This is a genomic window from Paracoccus sp. 228 (assembly GCF_000967825.1).
Classification (GTDB): domain Bacteria; phylum Pseudomonadota; class Alphaproteobacteria; order Rhodobacterales; family Rhodobacteraceae; genus Paracoccus; species Paracoccus marcusii.
Genome location: NZ_JYGY01000001.1, coordinates 356,671 through 372,277, shown reverse-complemented (window position 1 = coordinate 372,277; position 15,607 = coordinate 356,671). Strand labels below are relative to the sequence as shown.

Annotated in this window: 14 protein-coding genes; 4 read left to right on the top strand and 10 right to left on the bottom strand. The window is 66.6% G+C overall.

Annotation, left to right across the window (positions count from 1 at the left end; translation table 11 throughout):
• Nucleotides 1-2 precede the first annotated feature (2 nt).
• The 4 genes from xdhA to SY26_RS01740 all read right to left on the bottom strand — a co-directional run bounded on the left by xdhA (nt 3) and on the right by SY26_RS01740 (nt 4,939).
• A complete protein-coding gene (gene xdhA, locus SY26_RS01755; RefSeq protein ID WP_045999027.1) occupies nt 3-1,451 on the bottom strand; it encodes a xanthine dehydrogenase small subunit in 1,449 nt (482 codons plus the stop codon).
• Nucleotides 1,452-1,747: 296 nt separating this feature from the next.
• Nucleotides 1,748-3,001, bottom strand: a complete 1,254-nt coding sequence (locus SY26_RS01750) for a urate hydroxylase PuuD (RefSeq protein WP_206692666.1) — start codon at nt 2,999-3,001, stop codon at nt 1,748-1,750.
• A gap of 1 nt (nt 3,002) precedes the next feature.
• Complete coding sequence (gene uraH / locus SY26_RS01745; RefSeq protein WP_045981279.1) at nt 3,003-3,353, bottom strand: hydroxyisourate hydrolase; 351 nt, start codon at nt 3,351-3,353, stop codon at nt 3,003-3,005.
• A 107-nt stretch (nt 3,354-3,460) separates the two neighbouring features.
• Nucleotides 3,461-4,939 (bottom strand): nucleobase:cation symporter-2 family protein, encoded by a 1,479-nt coding sequence (locus SY26_RS01740; protein ID WP_045999026.1) that lies wholly within the window; start codon nt 4,937-4,939, stop codon nt 3,461-3,463.
• Nucleotides 4,940-5,207: 268 nt separating this feature from the next.
• On the opposite strand from SY26_RS01740, the gene bhcR reads away from it, so the two are divergent.
• Complete coding sequence (gene bhcR / locus SY26_RS01735; protein WP_045999025.1) at nt 5,208-6,008, top strand: HTH-type transcriptional regulator BhcR; 801 nt, start codon at nt 5,208-5,210, stop codon at nt 6,006-6,008.
• Nucleotides 6,009-6,015: 7 nt separating this feature from the next.
• Here the strand turns inward: bhcR and SY26_RS01730 are convergent, their stop codons facing one another.
• Nucleotides 6,016-7,317, bottom strand: coding sequence for an NCS2 family permease (locus SY26_RS01730; RefSeq protein ID WP_045999024.1), 1,302 nt, complete (start codon nt 7,315-7,317; stop codon nt 6,016-6,018).
• Nucleotides 7,318-7,535: 218 nt separating this feature from the next.
• On the opposite strand from SY26_RS01730, the gene puuE reads away from it, so the two are divergent.
• Complete coding sequence (puuE, locus tag SY26_RS01725) at nt 7,536-8,942, top strand: allantoinase PuuE (RefSeq protein WP_045999023.1); 1,407 nt, start codon at nt 7,536-7,538, stop codon at nt 8,940-8,942.
• A complete protein-coding gene (locus SY26_RS01720; RefSeq protein ID WP_084693639.1) occupies nt 8,939-9,838 on the top strand; it encodes a bifunctional allantoicase/(S)-ureidoglycine aminohydrolase in 900 nt (299 codons plus the stop codon). The genes puuE and SY26_RS01720 overlap by 4 nt, the downstream gene beginning before the upstream one ends.
• Before the next feature lie 16 nt (nt 9,839-9,854).
• Here SY26_RS01720 and SY26_RS01715 read toward each other — a convergent pair whose 3' ends face one another.
• Entirely contained in the window at nt 9,855-10,184 is a 330-nt protein-coding gene (locus SY26_RS01715) for a DUF3140 domain-containing protein (protein WP_045981284.1), read from the bottom strand.
• A gap of 116 nt (nt 10,185-10,300) precedes the next feature.
• On the opposite strand from SY26_RS01715, the gene opgC reads away from it, so the two are divergent.
• Complete coding sequence (gene opgC, locus SY26_RS01710; RefSeq protein ID WP_045999022.1) at nt 10,301-11,497, top strand: OpgC domain-containing protein; 1,197 nt, start codon at nt 10,301-10,303, stop codon at nt 11,495-11,497.
• A gap of 1 nt (nt 11,498) precedes the next feature.
• On the opposite strand, the gene SY26_RS01705 is transcribed toward opgC, so the two are convergent.
• The 4 genes from SY26_RS01705 to SY26_RS01690 form a co-directional block, all read right to left on the bottom strand.
• Nucleotides 11,499-12,407 carry a DMT family transporter gene (locus SY26_RS01705; protein ID WP_232303269.1) on the bottom strand — a complete coding sequence of 303 codons (909 nt, stop codon included), beginning with the start codon at nt 12,405-12,407 and terminating at the stop codon, nt 11,499-11,501.
• 97 nt (nt 12,408-12,504) lie between these two features.
• Entirely contained in the window at nt 12,505-13,248 is a 744-nt protein-coding gene (locus tag SY26_RS01700; RefSeq protein ID WP_045999021.1) for a YebC/PmpR family DNA-binding transcriptional regulator, read from the bottom strand.
• A 124-nt stretch (nt 13,249-13,372) separates the two neighbouring features.
• Nucleotides 13,373-13,600: a hypothetical protein gene (locus SY26_RS01695; protein WP_045981287.1), complete on the bottom strand. Its 228-nt coding sequence runs from the start codon at nt 13,598-13,600 to the stop codon at nt 13,373-13,375.
• Between the two features lie 122 nt (nt 13,601-13,722).
• Nucleotides 13,723-15,507 carry an SLC13 family permease gene (locus SY26_RS01690; RefSeq protein WP_045999020.1) on the bottom strand — a complete coding sequence of 595 codons (1,785 nt, stop codon included), beginning with the start codon at nt 15,505-15,507 and terminating at the stop codon, nt 13,723-13,725.
• Between the last annotated feature and the right edge of the window lie 100 nt (nt 15,508-15,607).

Below are 15,607 nucleotides of genomic sequence, written 5' to 3'. Positions count from 1 at the left end.
GCCTAGACTCCTTCGCTCTGGCGCAGCCGTACGGGCAGGCCGGGTTCGGATTGCTCCAGCCAGAACCGCCGGATCAGGTTGCGTGCGACGGTCGCGCGGTATTCCGCGCTGGCGCGCATGTCGGACAGCGGCTGGAAATCCTCCGCGATCGCGCGGGCGGCGGCATCGAAGCTTGCCGCCGCGAAGGGCTGCCCCTGCAGCGCGGCCTCGGCACGGCGGGCACGCTTGGGCGTTCCGGCCATGCCGCCGAAGGCCAGCCGCGCGCGGGCGATCATGCCGTCCGCAACGTCGATGCAGAACCCCGCCGCGACAGAGGTGATATCGCTGTCGCGCCGCTTGCTGACCTTGTAGGCCGCGATGCGCGCCTTGGGCTGCATGGGGATCAGGACCTCCTCGACGAACTCGCCTTGCTGGCGGTCCTGCTTGCCGTAGTCGATGAAGAAATCCTCCAGCGGCAGCTCGCGGCGCGTGTCGCCCCGACGCAGGACGATCCGCGCGTCCAACGCGATCAGCAAGGGCGGCGTATCCCCGATCGGAGAGCCGTTGGCGATGTTCGCCCCGATGGTGCCGGCATTGCGCACCTGCCAGCCGCCGATACGCGACCAGTATTCGGCGGCCTGCGGAACATGGCGGGCGATCAGGGGGGCGGCCTCGCTGTAGGTCACGCCGGCACCCAGACGGATCATGCCGTCCTCGACCGTGATGTCCTTCATCAGGTGACCGATGAAGATGGCCGGGCTGATGTCGCGCATGAACTTGGTGACCCACAACCCGACATCGGTGGCGCCCGCGACCAGCGTCGCCTTGGGTTCGTCCAGCAACAGCTGGGCCAGATCGTCGGTATCGGCGGGGACCAGTGCCCGGTCCGCGCCGCGCGCAAGTGAAACCCGTGCGCCACGCATCCCGGCCAGGCACGCGGCCACCGCGTCGCGTTCGCGGGACAGCGCGTCCTGGGCCTGTCCTCCGGCCGCGCCCGCGGCCAGGGCCGCGCGGATGATCGGCGCATAGCCCGTGCAGCGGCAGATGTTGCCCTGCAGCGCGGTCTCGATCTCGGTGGCATCGGCATCGGGATTGGTCATCCACAGCCCGTAGAGCGCCATCACGATGCCCGGCGTGCAGAAGCCGCACTGGCTGCCGTGATGGTCCACCATTGCGGCCTGGACCGGGTGCAGACCGCCATCGGGGCCGCGCAGATGCTCGATCGTGACGATATGTGTGGCATGGCACGAGGCCAGCAGCCGGATGCAGGCGTTCACCGGCTCATAGACCAGCCCTGTGGCGGTCAGGCGTCCCGCAAGCACCGTGCAGGCGCCGCAATCGCCCTCGGCGCAGCCCTCCTTGGTGCCGGTCATCCGGCGCGCAAGGCGCAGATGATCCAGCAGCGTGTCCGAAGCGCCGACCTCTGTCAGGGCGATCTCGGTGTCGTTCAGAAGAAACCGCAGCTGGGTCATGATAGCCTTTCCTTGCCTTGGTCCAAGTCTACGGCCTGGCGGTGCGTTTCGAAATCGGCTGTGATCTAGAAGACTTTACACGTTCCGTTGAAAGCGGACCACCGTCACATGGCGTCAGGCGCGAAAGCCGCGCCATCTGCGACAATCTTCGGCAGCCCTTTCCAGCGGTGGCCGGACCTTGCCGGGGGCGCAGAAAGGCGCGGCGGCCCCCCATCGAGGGGGACCGCCGCGCCCGGGGGACTGGGCCCCCGTGTCCCGCCGTTGCGCGGGCCGTTGTTACTCAGCGGGGAATGGCCCTACAGGCCCGCGACCCCCAGGGGTCCAACCTCGCGGAACCAGCGCAGGATCGCGTCGCGCTCGGCGTCCTCCATCCCGGTGATGTTCGCAGGGGGCATCGCATCGGTCAGTCCCGCCTGGACATAGACCTGATGCGCGGCGCGGGCGATGTCGGCGGGCGTCTCCAGCAGGACGCCCTTGGGCGCGGTGCGGATGCCGTCCCAGACCGGTTCGCGCGCATGGCACATCGAACAGCGGCCGATGACGGCTTGGCTGGCATCCTCGAACCCCTCGGCCTCGGCGAAGCGCGCCTCGACCGGGGTCAGGGGCCGCGCCATCGCCTCGTCATAGCTGTCCTGGTTCACGCCGATCGACGCCAGCCACATCACCCCGATGAACAGCATCGTCGTGACCGCCCAGGTCCACCACTGGTATCCCTTGCGGGCGTGCATGGTGTTGAAGAAGTGCCGGATGGTCACACCCATCAGGAAGATCAGCGCCGCGATCAGCCAGTTGTACTGGCTGGCGAAGGCCAGCGGATAGTGGTTCGACAGCATCAGGAAGATGACCGGCAGCGTCAGGTAGTTGTTGTGCGTCGACCGCAGCTTGGCGATCTTGCCGTATTTCGGGTCGGCGGGGCGCCCGGCCTTCAGGTCGGCGACCACGATGCGCTGGTTCGGCATGATGATCAGGAACACGTTCGCGGTCATGATCGTCGCGGTGAAGGCGCCCAGATGCAGCAGCGCCGCGCGGCCCGTGAAGATCTGGTCATAGGCCCAGCCCATCGCCACCAGCGCCGCGAACAGCAGCAGCATCAGTACCGTGGGACGGTTGCCGAGGGGCGACTTGCACAGCCCGTCATAGATCAGCCAGCCCACTGCCAGCGACCCGCCCGAGATCAGGATCGCCTGCCAGATCGCCAGGTCGGCCTTGGCGGGCTCGATCAGGTACAGGTTGGCGCCGGCCCAATAGGTGACCATCAGCAGCGCGGCCCCAGACAGCCAGGTCGCATAGCTTTCCCATTTAAACCAGGTCAGATGCTCGGGCATGCGCTCGGGCGCGACCAGGTACTTGCGGATGTGATAGAATCCCCCGCCGTGGACCTGCCATTCCTCGCCATGCGCGCCCTTGGGAAGGTCAGGTGCCTTCTGCAGGCCCAGGTCCAGCGCGATGAAGTAGAACGACGACCCAATCCACGCGATGGCGGTGATCACGTGCAGCCAGCGGACGGCAAAGGAGAGGAACTCCCACAGGATGGCGATTTCCGGGATCATCTCAGCTGCCCCGATAGGTGGAATAGCCGAATGGAGAGACCAGCAGCGGCACGTGGTAATGGTCGTTCTGCGACATGCCGAAGCGGATCGGGATCACGTCCAGAAACCGGGGGCTTTCGGGGGCCACGCCCGACGCGTCCATCCAGGCGCCGGCATGGAATTCCAGCTCGTAGGTGCCGGTGGCGAAATCGCCCGCCGGCAGGATATGCGCATCGGTGCGCCCGTCGTCATTGGTCACCATGCGCGCGATCTCCTCGCGCGCGGGCGACAGCCGGAACAGCACCACCTGCATCCCGCGCGCGGGCAGCCCGCGCGCCGTGTCCAGAACATGCGTTGTCAGAAAACCCGACATGAAATCCCCCCGTCTTGATCGTTCCTGCGCCGTGATACCCGATTTGCCCAAGGGCGGCAGGGGCTTGATGGACAAGGCAGTCTTAAGAAACCGTGCATAATCGACCCTCAGTGATCGGCCAGACGACCGGCCTCGGCCAGTTCAGCCTCGTCCGCGGGGGCCGCACCGTTGTAGAACCAGTTCAGCGCCACCGCGCTGACCGCGGCCAGCAGGATGCCCGAATGGATCAGCGGATGGATCGCATGGGGCAGCCACTGCTTGAAGTTGGGGGCGACCAACGGGATCATCGCCATGCCAATGCTGATGGCCACGACGAACAGATTGTGGCGGTTGGCGGTGAAATCGACACGGCTCAGGATGCGGATGCCGGTGGCGGCGACCATCCCGAACATCACCAGCCCGGCCCCGCCCAGCACGGTGGTCGGCAGGCTTTCGACCAGGGCGCCCATCTTGGGGATCAGGCCCAGCACGATCATGATGATGCCGCCCGCCACGCAGACGAACCGCGACCGGATGCCCGTGACCCCCACCAGCCCGACGTTCTGCGAGAACGAGGTATAGGGGAAGGTGTTGAAGATGCCGCCCAGCATCGTGCCCAGACCGTCGGCACGCAGGCCCGCGGCCAGGCCGCGCGAATTGATCGGACGGCGGCACATGTCCGACAGCGCCAGGAACATGCCCGTCGATTCGATCATCACCACGATCATCACCAGGACCATCGTGACGATCATCACCGGGTCAAAAGTCGGGAGACCGAAATGGAACGGCTTGATGACGGCGAACCAGGCGGCCTCTCCGACCTTGTCGAACTGCATCAGCCCCATCGCCGCCGCGGCGACGCCGCCCACGGCGATGCCCAGCAGGACGGCGATGTTGGCCATGAAGCCGCGGGCGAACCGCGAGACCAGCAGGATCGTGCCCAGCACCAGCACCGCAATCAGGATGTTCGTCCCCGAAGCATAGGCGGGGTTCGGCATGGCGGGCGCCAGGCGCAGCCCCTCGGGCACGCCGCCCGCGGCGATGGCGCCGTCCAGCCAGGCCTGCTGCGCGGGATCGACCAGCATCGGCGCGGTCGGACCGACCGGCAGGCCGAAGATCCAGTTGATCCCGATGGGCATCAGGCTGATGCCGATGGCCAGGATGACCGTGCCGGTGACGACGGGCGGAAAGAACCGCAGCACCCGCCCGATCAGCGGCGCCAGCAGGATGGCGATCAGGCCCGCCGCGATGATCGCACCGAACAGTGCGCGCGCCCCGTCGGTGCCCGGCGTCTGGCCCGCGATGGCGACCATCGGCCCCACGGCCGCAAAGGTCACGCCCATCATCACCGGCAGGCGGATGCCGAAATACTGGGTCATGCCCAGGCTTTGGATCAGGGTCGCCAGTCCGCAGACGAACAGGTCGGCCGAGATCAGGAAGGCCACCTCCTCGGGCGGCAGCTGCAGGGCGCGGCCCACGATCAGCGGCACCGCGATGGCGCCCGCATACATGACCAGCACGTGCTGGAACCCCAACGTGATCAATCGCCCCGTGGGCAGCATCTGGTCGACGGGATGGACCTGGGTCCGGGAAAGGCTGTCTGTCATGGCGGGCTCCCCTTCTGATGTCGCGTCGTGGTTGCGCGACTGACCCAGACCTAGCTTGGCCCGTCATTTTCCCGAAACGGATTTTCAGGGCGTCGTCGGCACCCTACCCCCGGCTGCCCGAAATCCCGGCACCGAATCCGCCCCTGCCCAGCCCGTGCCGGGAACCCGTGGCGACCGAAAATGGAAATGTTTTCTAAGCGTTGGCTTTTTGGCTTGCGAGACGTCATTTTCGCCCGCATCTAAAGGCAGCATTAACAAGGGACGCATAATGGCCGACCCGACCCGCAAGCGGGGGCGCCCCCGCAAGACCCTGCCCGACGCGCCGGGCACCGTGCAGTCGCTGGACCGGGCGCTGGACCTTCTGGACCTGCTGGCGGCCCATCCCGGCCTGACCTTGTCCGAGGTAGCGGACCGATCGGCACAGCCGCCCTCGACCGTGCACCGGGTGCTGCACACGCTGGCCGCGCGCGGCATGGCCGAAAGCGACCCCGCGACGCAGGCCTGGAACATCGGGCCGCAGGCGTTCCGCCTGGGATCGGCCTTCATGCGCCGGTCGGGCCTTGTGGAACGCGCCCGTCCGATCATGCGCGCGCTGATGGAACATACCGGCGAGACCGCGAACCTGGGCATCCTGCAGGGCGACAGCGTGCTGTTCCTGTCCCAGGTCGAGACCTCCGAAACGATCCGCGCGTTCTTTCCCCCCGGCACCCGGTCGCCCCTGCACGCATCGGGGATCGGCAAGGCGCTGCTGGCGTTCCGGCCCGACAGCGTCGCGGCACTGGGTCCCCTGGCGCGGTTCACCGACACCACGCTGACCGACCCCGCGGCGCTCGAGGCGGACCTGGCCCGCATCCGGCACCGCGGCTTTTCCTTCGACGACGAGGAACGCAGCCGGGGCATGCGCTGCATCGCGGCCCCCGTCTTCGATCTGTCCGGAGAGGCGATCGCCGGGATCAGCGTCAGCGGCCCCACGCATCGCATCGGGGCCGAACACGTCAAGACCCTGGGCGCGGTGGTGGCCGCCGCGGCGGCCAGCCTGTCCGATGCCCTGGGCGGCCCGACCCGCTGACCGGGGGTCAGTGCGCGCCGAACAACGCGAACTTGGCCACGAACAGGGCCGCGATGATCCAGGTTGCGGCATGCACCTCGCGCGCGCGGCCGGTCAGCAGCTTGATCACGGCATAGCTGATGAAGCCGAAGGCCAGGCCGTTGGCGATGGAATAGGTCAGCGGCATGGCGATGGCGGTCAGCACCGAAGGCGCGGCCTCGGTCACGTCGTCCCAGCTGACCTCGGCCAGCTCGCGCACCATCAGCGTCGCGACATACAGAAGCGCGGGCGCGGTCGCATAGGCGGGCACCGACCCGGCCAGCGGCGCAAAGAACATCGCGGCCAGGAACAGCAGGCCCACGACCACCGCGGTCAGGCCGGTCCGGCCCCCCGCCTGCACGCCCGACGCGCTTTCCACATAGGCGGTTGTCGAGGACGTGCCCAGCAGCGCACCGGCCGTGATCGCGGTCGAATCCGCCATCAGCGCGCGGCCCAGGTTCTTGTTCTTGTGGGTCGGCCCCTCGGTCAGCAGGCCCGCGCGCTTGGCCACGCCGATCAGCGTGCCGGTGGCGTCGAAGACCTCGACCAAGACCATGACCAGAACGACCTGGAAGATGCCGAAGGTCAATGCGCCCATCAGGTCCATCTGCAGGAAGGTCGGCGCGATCGACGGCGGCATGGACATGACGCCAGAAAACTGGCTGACGCCAAGAACGATTGCCGCGACCGTCACCACCAGGATGCCGATCAGGATCGCCCCCGTGACCCGCAGCGCGTCCAGCGTCACGATCAGAAAAAACCCGCAGATCGTCAGCAGCGTGCCCGTGGCGGTCAGATCGCCCAGCGCGACCAGCGTCGCGGGGTTGCCCACCACGATGCCCGACGACTGCAGTGCGATGATCGCCAGGAACAGGCCGATGCCCGCCGCGATGGCGCTGCGCATCGACGCGGGGATGCCCGCGATCAGCCAGCGCCGGATGCCCGTCAGCGACAGGAACAGGAAGATCATCCCGCTGATGAACACCGCGCCCAGCGCCTGCTGCCAGGTAAAGCCCATGACGCCCACGACGGTGAAGGCGAAGAAGGCGTTCAGCCCCATGCCCGGCGCCATGCCGATGGGCCAGTTGGCCCACATCCCCATGATCAGCGAGCCCAGCGCCGCGGCAAGACAGGTCGCGACGAAGACCGCGTCGCGGTCCATGCCGGTTGTGGACAGGATGTCCGGATTGACGAAGATGATATATGCCATCGTCAGGAAGGTGGTGATCCCGGCGATCACCTCCGTCCTGACGCTGCTGCCTTTTTCGGCAAGTCCAAAATAGCGTTCCATGCGTCCCCCCTTGGCGGACCCCCCGTCCGCCGTTGGGCCGGACAGTGGGCGGCGCGGCCTCATGCCGCAATTGTTCCCGGCGCGTAAGTCTTTCAACGCGATTTTGAAAGACCCGACCATTGTCGCGCATTCCTTGATACAGAATTCCGCCCCTGACCGCTTGTCCTTGCGCGGCCGCCGCGCTTTGCTGACGCAACGACAGGCACAAGGGGAGACAGATGCGCTACAGCCGAGACCTGACCGGATATGGCCGGACCACCCCCGATCCCCGCTGGCCGGGCGGTGCCCGCATCGCGGTCCAGATCGTCCTCAACTATGAGGAAGGCGGAGAGAACAGCATCGAGCATGGCGATCCCGCCTCGGAGGCGTTCCTGTCCGAGATCATCGGCGCCCAGCCCTGGCCCGGCCAGCGGCACTGGAACATGGAATCGATCTATGACTATGGCGCGCGGTCGGGCTTCTGGCGGATGCACCGCATGCTTTGCGACCTGCCGATCACCGTCTATGGCGTCGCCACCGCGCTGGAGCGCGGCCCCGAACAGGTGGCCGCCATGCAGGAGGCCGGGTGGGAGATCGCGACCCACGGACTGAAATGGATCGACTATCGCAACGTCCCGCGCGAGGTCGAGGCCGACCACATCGCCCAGGCCGTGGCCCTACACACCGCCATCACCGGCGAACGCCCGCACGGTTTCTATCAGGGCCGCACGTCGATGAACACGGTGGCCTTGGGCTGCGAGGAAGGCGGGTTCGCCTATCTGGCCGACACCATCGCGGACGAGCTGCCCTATTGGCACGTCCACAACGGCCGGCCACAGCTGATGGTGCCCTATACGATGGACGCCAACGACATGCGATTTTCTAGCGGACAAGGGTTCGGAACGGGGACCGACTTCTTCGACTATCTGCGCGACAGCTTCGACATCCTCTACGCCGAAGGCGCCGCCGGCGCGCCCAAGATGATGTCCATCGGCCTGCATTGCCGCTTGGCCGGGCGCCCCGGTCGGGCCATGGCGATCCAGCGGTTCCTGGACCACGCCCGCAGCCACGAGGGCGTCTGGTTCGCCAGCCGCCTGGACATCGCCCGCCACTGGGCGGCCGAACATCCGTTCCAGCCCCGCACGCGCCCGTCGCAGATGGACCGCGACGCCTTTGTCGCGCGGTTCGGCGGCGTCTATGAACATTCTCCCTTCATCGCCGAACGCGTCTGGGATGCCGAGATGGGTGCCGTCCACGACACGCCCGGCGGCCTTGCCGGACGCATGGCGCAGATGTTCCGCGCGTCAGGCGACGACGAACGACTGGGCGTACTGCAGGCCCACCCCGATCTGGCGGGCAAGCTGGCGCAGGCCAAGCGTCTGACCGCCGACAGCACTGCCGAACAGGCCAGCGCCGGGCTGGACGCGCTGACCGATGCGGAACGGGCCGAATTCACACGCCTGAACGACGCCTATGTCGCCAAGCACGGCTTTCCGTTCATCATCGCGGTCCGTGACCACGACAAGGCGGGCATCCTGTCCGCCATGCAGGCCCGCGTCGACAGCGACACCGCCACCGAACGCGCCACAGCCGAGGCGCAGGTCACCCGCATCGCCACCATTCGCCTGAAAGAGATCCTGAAATGACCCAGACCGGCCCCGCGGGCGCCCCCACCGGCGACATCGCCCAGCTTCCCACCGATGATGCCACCGCGCCGCGCATCCGCTATGCCGGGCCAGTGGCGGGCCTGCCGCCCCAGACGGGGATGACCACCGACACGGCGATCTTCACCGAGGCCTATGCAGTCATCCCGCGCACCGTGATGCGTGACATCGTCACCAGCTATCTGCCCGGCTGGCAGGGGATGCGGTTCTGGATGCTGGCGCGTCCGCTGACCGGATTTGCGGAAACTTTCAGCCAGTACATCGTCGAACTGGCCGAAGGCGGCGGCAGCGACACGCCCGACGACGACTCCGAGGTCCAGCACGCGATCTTCGTCACCGGCGGCGACATGCAGGTGGTGATCGACGGGACCGAGCATCTGCTGTCGCCGGGCGGCTTTGCCTATATCCCGGCTGGCACGCCATGGCGGGTCAGGAACCGCACCGCAGGCCCCGCAGGCTTTCACTGGTGGCGCAAGCGCTGGCAGCCCTTTGCCGGCACGGACAAGCCCGACCCCATCGTAGTGCAGGAACAGGACATCGCCCCGTCCATGATGCCCGACACGGACGGGGCATGGGGCACCACGCGCTTCATGGACCCGGCCGATCTGCGCCATGACATGCACATCACCGTCGTGACGTTCAAACCCGGCGGCTCGATTCCCTTCGCGGAAACGCACGTGATGGAACACGGCCTGTTCGTGCTGGAAGGAAAGGCCGTCTATCGCCTGAACCGGGATTGGGTCGAGGTGGGTCCGGGCGATTACATGTGGCTGCGCGCCTTCTGCCCGCAAGCCTGTTACGCCGGCGGCCCGGGGCCGTTCCGTTATCTTCTGTACAAGGACGTCAACCGCCACGCGACGCTGTGGCCGAACCGCTAATTTGCCGGGGCTGCGATCACTTCAGCGGATCGTGGCCCCAGTTCATCAGGGAATAGCGCCAGTCGCTGTGTTCCTTGTCCTTTTCGGGCCCACCCTGCGCCAAGTGGCGCTTGATGTAGCCCGCGACCTTGGCCATGTGCGACCAGTCGTCGTCGGTCAGGTCGGCCTTCTTCTTGTCCTTGATGCGCAGGATGTGGCGGCCTGACTTGTGGCCGGTGCTTTCGCCCTGCCCGCCGGTGTCGCCCACCGACTTGCTGTCGTCAGTGTCCAGCCAATCCTTCAGCTGGGACGGCGTCATGTTCACCAGCTTCTGCCAGTCGTCCCAAACCTGTTCATGCGATGCCATTGAATCCTCCTGCGATCGGCGGAAAAACTCTTGGCGCCAATGCGCGGTTCCAATCGGGCGGCATTCTGCTATGACCCCGCGTTGCACAGAATGCAAAGTATTAACGTGGTAAACAGATGCGGATCATTGGCCTTGATGCGGCGCGAAGCCTGGCGATCGTGCTGGCGATGTCGTCGCATGTCTTTGCGGATGTGGGCCTTTACGCCCACATGTCCGAACCGCTGACCCGCGTTGCGGGATTTGCCTTCCAGATCGCCACACCGACCTTCATCCTGCTGTTCGGCACGATGCTGGAGGTGGTCTATCGCCCACGCTGGACCACGCGTCAGGCGCGCCATGGGGTTGCCATGCGGCTTTTGTCGCGGGCGTTCCAGTGCTGGGTTCTCTATGCGCTGACGATCCTGACACTGACCTTGACCGATGACGGCTACTCGGTGCCCTACAGCACCGCGACGGTCCTGTTCATGGGAAATTTGCCCTATACGGAAATCCTGAAGTTCTATGCCATCGTCCTCGCCGTCGCGCCGATCCTGTTGTGGATTCGGACGCGGACCGGGCTGTTGCCGCTGGCGGTCGCCGCGCTGGCCTGTCACGCGGCGTGGCCCCTGCTCAGCGGCCTTCCGGACGTCCAGAACGATCTGGGCGCGCCCACCCCCATGGCCAGCCTCGTGCAGTTCCTGACCGGTTTTGGCGACCTGCCGCTTGCAGGTCCGTCCGTGCTGCACGGCCTGACGCTGGTCATCGCCGGGCAATGCCTGGGCCGCTATCTGACCGGCCGGTCGGCGGCGGGATCGACAGACCCCTTGGCCGATCCAAGCTTTGGCCGCCGGGTGCGTGCGCTGCTGGTCGGGGGCGCGGGGGTCGCGCTGATCGGCGGGCTGTTCGTCAGCGTCGACGTGATCGACGGCCTGGCGGATGGCAGCCTGCGGCGGGACAGCAATCCGCTGTATTTCGCAACTGGCATCCTGTCGGCGACGCTGATGACGCTGTTCTTCGTCTGGCTGATCGACATTCGCAAGGTCGGAAGCATCGGGGCATGGTCCCGCGCCACCTTCTTTGGCCGCACCAGCATGTTCACCTTCGCTTGGGGCAATGTCCTGCTGTATCTGGTCGCCCCACAGCCCACCGACGTGACCGGGGCACTGGCATGGACCGCCGCCCTGCTGGTCGCGCTGTGCGTGATGAGCCTTGGTTTCGACCGCGCCGCGCGCCGCTCGACGACGGTGGCGACCACGCTGACGCGGCTCAGGCGGCCCGCCGACTGGCTGGCCGAACGGCTGCTCTGGGGGATGGGCCGACTGCGCGCGGCCTAGCTCAAACCTTGGTGGCGCTGACCGGTGGCGTGACGGTGCGGGCGCGGATGCGCGCCTCGCGCCAGGTGATATAGCTGATCGCCCCGATCATCAGACCGCCGCCCAGGATCACCCACGGGTCCAGCGGCTCATGAAAGACCAGCACGCCGACCAGGCTGGCCCAGATCAGCTGCAGGAACGTCACCGGCTGCGTGACCGTCAGCGGCGCGGCCGCAAAGGCCCGCGTCATCGTGTAATGGCCAAGCGTCGCAAAGACCGCGACCAGCGCCAGCCAGCCCAGCTGGCCCATCGTCGGCGGCACCCACTGCGCGATGGCCAGCGGTGCCAGGCCGACCGACACAGTCAGCGACATCATCGCCACGACCACCGCCGCGGGCACGCGATCCGACAGCTGCTTGGCGATCAGATAGGACAGACCGAAGGCAACAGCGGCCAGCACCTGGCTCAGATGCCCGGGGTCCAGCTCCCGCAACCCCGGCCGCAGCACGACCAGCGCGCCCATAAGCGCCACCGCCACCGCCGCGATCCGCCGCGAGGCCAGCTTTTCACCCAGGAACAGCGCGGCGCAGATCGTCACGATGATGGGGTTCAGAAAGCCGATGGCCGTCACCTCGGCCACGGTGATGCGCGACATCGCATAGAACCATGCGACCACCGCCACCACGTGCAGCGCACCGCGCAGCGCGAACAGCCCCCAGATCCCCCGCGAAAACCCGCTCCGCAGGGCGCTGGTGATGACCGGGGCCAGAAACACCAATCCGAACAGAAAGCGGATGAACGCCGCCTGCGCCGCGGGCAGCGCGCCGTCCAGCCCGCGCACGATGGTGTTGACCGCGACAAAGCACAGCCCTGTCGCCAGCATCCATCCGATGCCGATCAGGTCGCGGCGTGTCTCGCTTTGCATCTGCATGATCTGCAATTGCCGCCTTTCCCGGCGGCGCGCAAGGCGCAAAACGCAGGACGGGCCGCCCCCGATGGGAACGGCCCGCCCGCGCGATCGACGGCGATTACAGTTGCGCCGCGATCTCTTCCGAGATGTCGAAATTGCCGGTGACGGTCTGCACGTCGTCGTCATCCTCCAGCGTGTCGATCAGGCGCATCAGCTTTTGCGCGGTCTCAAGGTCGGTGACCTCGGTGGGCGCCTGAGGCTTCCAGATCAGCTTGGCGGTGTCGGATTCGCCCAAGGACGCCTCCAATGCGCTGGACACCTCGTTCAGCGCGGTGTCGGCGCAATAGATCCAGTGGCCCTCCTCGTCGGATTCGACGTCGTCGGCCCCGGCCTCCAGCGCGGCCAGCATGACCGTATCGGCATCGCCAGCGGATGAGGGATAGACGATCTCTCCGACCCGGTCGAACATGAAGCTGACCGAACCGGTCTGGCCCATGTCGCCGCCCGACTTGGTGAAATAGCTGCGCACGTTCGACGCGGTGCGGTTGCGGTTGTCCGTCATCGCCTCGACCACCAGCGCGATCCCGTTCGGGCCGTAACCCTCATAGCGGATCTCGTCATAGGTCTCGGCGTCGCCGCCCTGCGATTTCTTGATGGCGCGGTCGATCACGTCCTTGGGGACGGATTTCGACTTGGCCTCCTTGACGGCCAGGCGCAGGCGCGGGTTCTTTTCAGGATCGGGGTCGCCCATCTTGGCGGCCACGGTGATCTCTTTCGCCAGCTTGGAGAACAGCTTGGACCGCAGCTTGTCCTGCCGGCCCTTGCGGTGCTGGATGTTGGCCCATTTGGAATGCCCTGCCATGTCGGGTCGTCCTTCGTGCGGAAACTGGAATATGGTCCGCTTCTAGTCCAGCGGGCACCCACATCGCAATGCGAAACGCGGCCCCAGGGGGCCGCGCGGTGGTCGTCGGGTGATCTGGCGCGCCTTACAGCGCGGCGGAACCGCCCAGGATGCGGCGGACTTCGCCGTCGCGGGTCAGGCCCTTGGCGGACAGTTCGGCATCCGACATCTGGCTCAGGCGGTTCAGCGCGCGCATCTGCGGGCTTGCCTCGGCCAGAGCGATCATGAAGCGGCCCACTGCACGGAACGGCGCCAACAGCGAGCCGGCCGAGAAACCGGTGGATTTGTGATCGACAGAAGCGATGGTCGCCATGTGGAAACTCCTTGCATAGGACAAAGTCGTTTCCTCCCCTGCGCCCTAGATCGGGGTTTTGCCCCCCGATCGCAACCGCCGATGCTGCATGGCAGCATTGCAGTCGCGGCAAGCGCAGGGCGTCAGGGGACCAGCGGCCACAGGATGGGGATGATCAGGCACGCCACGATGCCACAGATGATGTCCAGCGGCACGCCCACCTTGACGAAGTCGGAGAACCGATACCCCCCCGGTCCATAGACCATCATATGTGTCTGATAGCCGATTGGCGTCGCAAAGGCGACGGTCGCCGCGAACATGACGGCCACGACATAGGGCCGCGGGTCGTGGCCAAGGGTCGTGGCCAGCGCGATGGCAATGGGCGTCAGCAAAACGGCGACCGCATTGTTCGACAGGACCTCGGTCAGGATCAGGCCCAGGAAATAGACCGCGATCAGGGTCAGGAACGGCGGCAGGTCCATCAGGTGCGGCGCCAGGAAGTCGACGATCAGGTTGACCGTCCCCGTATGTTCCAGCGCCTCGCCCACGGCCAGCATGGCGAAGATCATCGCCATCAGGCGGCCGTCCACGAAAGAGAACGCCTCTTCGGCGTCGACGCAGCGGGTGATCAGGATCACCGCGGCCGCCAGGAAGGACAGCGCCAGGATCGGGGCGACGTTCAGGGCCGCCAGCGTGACCACGGCCAGCAGGCAGATGATCGCGATGGGGGCGCGATTGCGCCGATAGGCGCGCGCCGAGGGGCGCGAGACGTCGACCATCTCCATGTCGGTGGCCAGGCGGCCGATATCCTCTGGCGCGCCCTCCAGCAGCAGGGTGTCGCCCACGCGCACCACCAGGTCGTCCAGCTGGCGACCGATGTTCTGGTTCCGCCGGTGCGCCGCCAGGACATAGATGCCATAGCGGCGGCGCAGGCGCAGGTCGCCAAGGCGGCGACCGATCAGATGGCAGCCCGGCGAGATCAGGACCTCGACCGTCTCGGTCGCGACCGAGCCCAGCTTGTCCAGCATCTGCAGGTTTTTGTTGTCCAGCATCTCCAGCAGGTCGGACATCTCCGACCGCAGGACGACGCGGTCGCCGGGGGCCAGCACCACCTCGGGCAGGTTGCGGCGCAGCGACGCGTCGCCCCGCAGCACGTCGATCAGGCGCACCGCGTCGCGCTTGAACAGCGCCACCTCGGTCACGGTCTGGCCGACCAGGGACGAATCCTCGGGGATCGCGACTTCGGTGAAGTACTTCATCTCGCGGCGCGACCCCAGGAAGCCGGCCAGCGAGGTGCGTTCGGGCAGAAGCTTGCGCCCGATCAGCAGGAAATAGGCGATCCCGGCAAGGGTGATGGCGATGCCCACCGGGGCGATTTCGAAGATCGTGAAGGGCTCCATCCCGCGTTCGCGCGCCACCCCGTCGACCAGCAGGTTGGTCGAGGTGCCGATCAACGAGATCATGCCCCCCATCAACGTGAAATAGCTAAGTGGCATCAACAATTTGGACGGCGTTGTTCCAAGCCGCAGCGCCAGCTGGATGCAGATCGGGATCATCACCGCGACGACCGGCGTGTTGTTCATCACCGCCGATGCCACGATCACGAAGCCGAACAAGCTGGCCACGGCCAGCATCGGATTGGTGTCGGCGCGGGCCGACACGATGCTGGACATCAGGTCCAGCGCCCCCGTCCGCATCAGGCCGCCCATCAGCAGGTACATGAACGCGATCGTCCAGGGCGCGGCATTCGACAGCACCCCCGCCGCATCCTCGACCGGCAGCAGCCCCAGCACCATCATCGTCGCCGCCGAGGCGATGGCGATGACCTCTGGCGGGTGCTTTTCGCGGATGAAGAGGACAAAGGTGATGCTGACGATGATCAGCATGGCAACGGAAGCGGTCGTGCCGGTCAGTTCAAAGCCAAGCATGAAGATCCTGTCTCGTCACACGGCCCGGATGCGGCCCCGACATCGGGGTGTAGAGCAGTTTTCTGCGCTGCCGCAAGCGAAAGTTGAAACGGTGCCGGCG

Excerpts from the sequence above, each read along its gene's own strand:
- SY26_RS01690 (WP_045999020.1), bottom strand. The coding sequence starts at position 15,507 with ATGCTTGGCTTTGAACTGACCGGCACGACCGCTTCCGTTGCCATGCTG.
- SY26_RS01730 (WP_045999024.1), bottom strand. The coding sequence starts at position 7,317 with ATGGAACGCTATTTTGGACTTGCCGAAAAAGGCAGCAGCGTCAGGACG.
- opgC (WP_045999022.1), top strand. The coding sequence starts at position 10,301 with ATGCGGATCATTGGCCTTGATGCGGCGCGAAGCCTGGCGATCGTGCTG.
- xdhA (WP_045999027.1), bottom strand. The coding sequence starts at position 1,451 with ATGACCCAGCTGCGGTTTCTTCTGAACGACACCGAGATCGCCCTGACA.
- bhcR (WP_045999025.1), top strand. The coding sequence starts at position 5,208 with ATGGCCGACCCGACCCGCAAGCGGGGGCGCCCCCGCAAGACCCTGCCC.
- SY26_RS01705 (WP_232303269.1), bottom strand. The coding sequence starts at position 12,407 with ATGCAGATGCAAAGCGAGACACGCCGCGACCTGATCGGCATCGGATGG.
- uraH (WP_045981279.1), bottom strand. The coding sequence starts at position 3,353 with ATGTCGGGTTTTCTGACAACGCATGTTCTGGACACGGCGCGCGGGCTG.
- SY26_RS01750 (WP_206692666.1), bottom strand. The coding sequence starts at position 3,001 with ATGATCCCGGAAATCGCCATCCTGTGGGAGTTCCTCTCCTTTGCCGTC.
- SY26_RS01720 (WP_084693639.1), top strand. The coding sequence starts at position 8,939 with ATGACCCAGACCGGCCCCGCGGGCGCCCCCACCGGCGACATCGCCCAG.
- SY26_RS01740 (WP_045999026.1), bottom strand. The coding sequence starts at position 4,939 with ATGACAGACAGCCTTTCCCGGACCCAGGTCCATCCCGTCGACCAGATG.
- SY26_RS01695 (WP_045981287.1), bottom strand. The coding sequence starts at position 13,600 with ATGGCGACCATCGCTTCTGTCGATCACAAATCCACCGGTTTCTCGGCC.
- SY26_RS01700 (WP_045999021.1), bottom strand. The coding sequence starts at position 13,248 with ATGGCAGGGCATTCCAAATGGGCCAACATCCAGCACCGCAAGGGCCGG.
- SY26_RS01715 (WP_045981284.1), bottom strand. The coding sequence starts at position 10,184 with ATGGCATCGCATGAACAGGTTTGGGACGACTGGCAGAAGCTGGTGAAC.
- puuE (WP_045999023.1), top strand. The coding sequence starts at position 7,536 with ATGCGCTACAGCCGAGACCTGACCGGATATGGCCGGACCACCCCCGAT.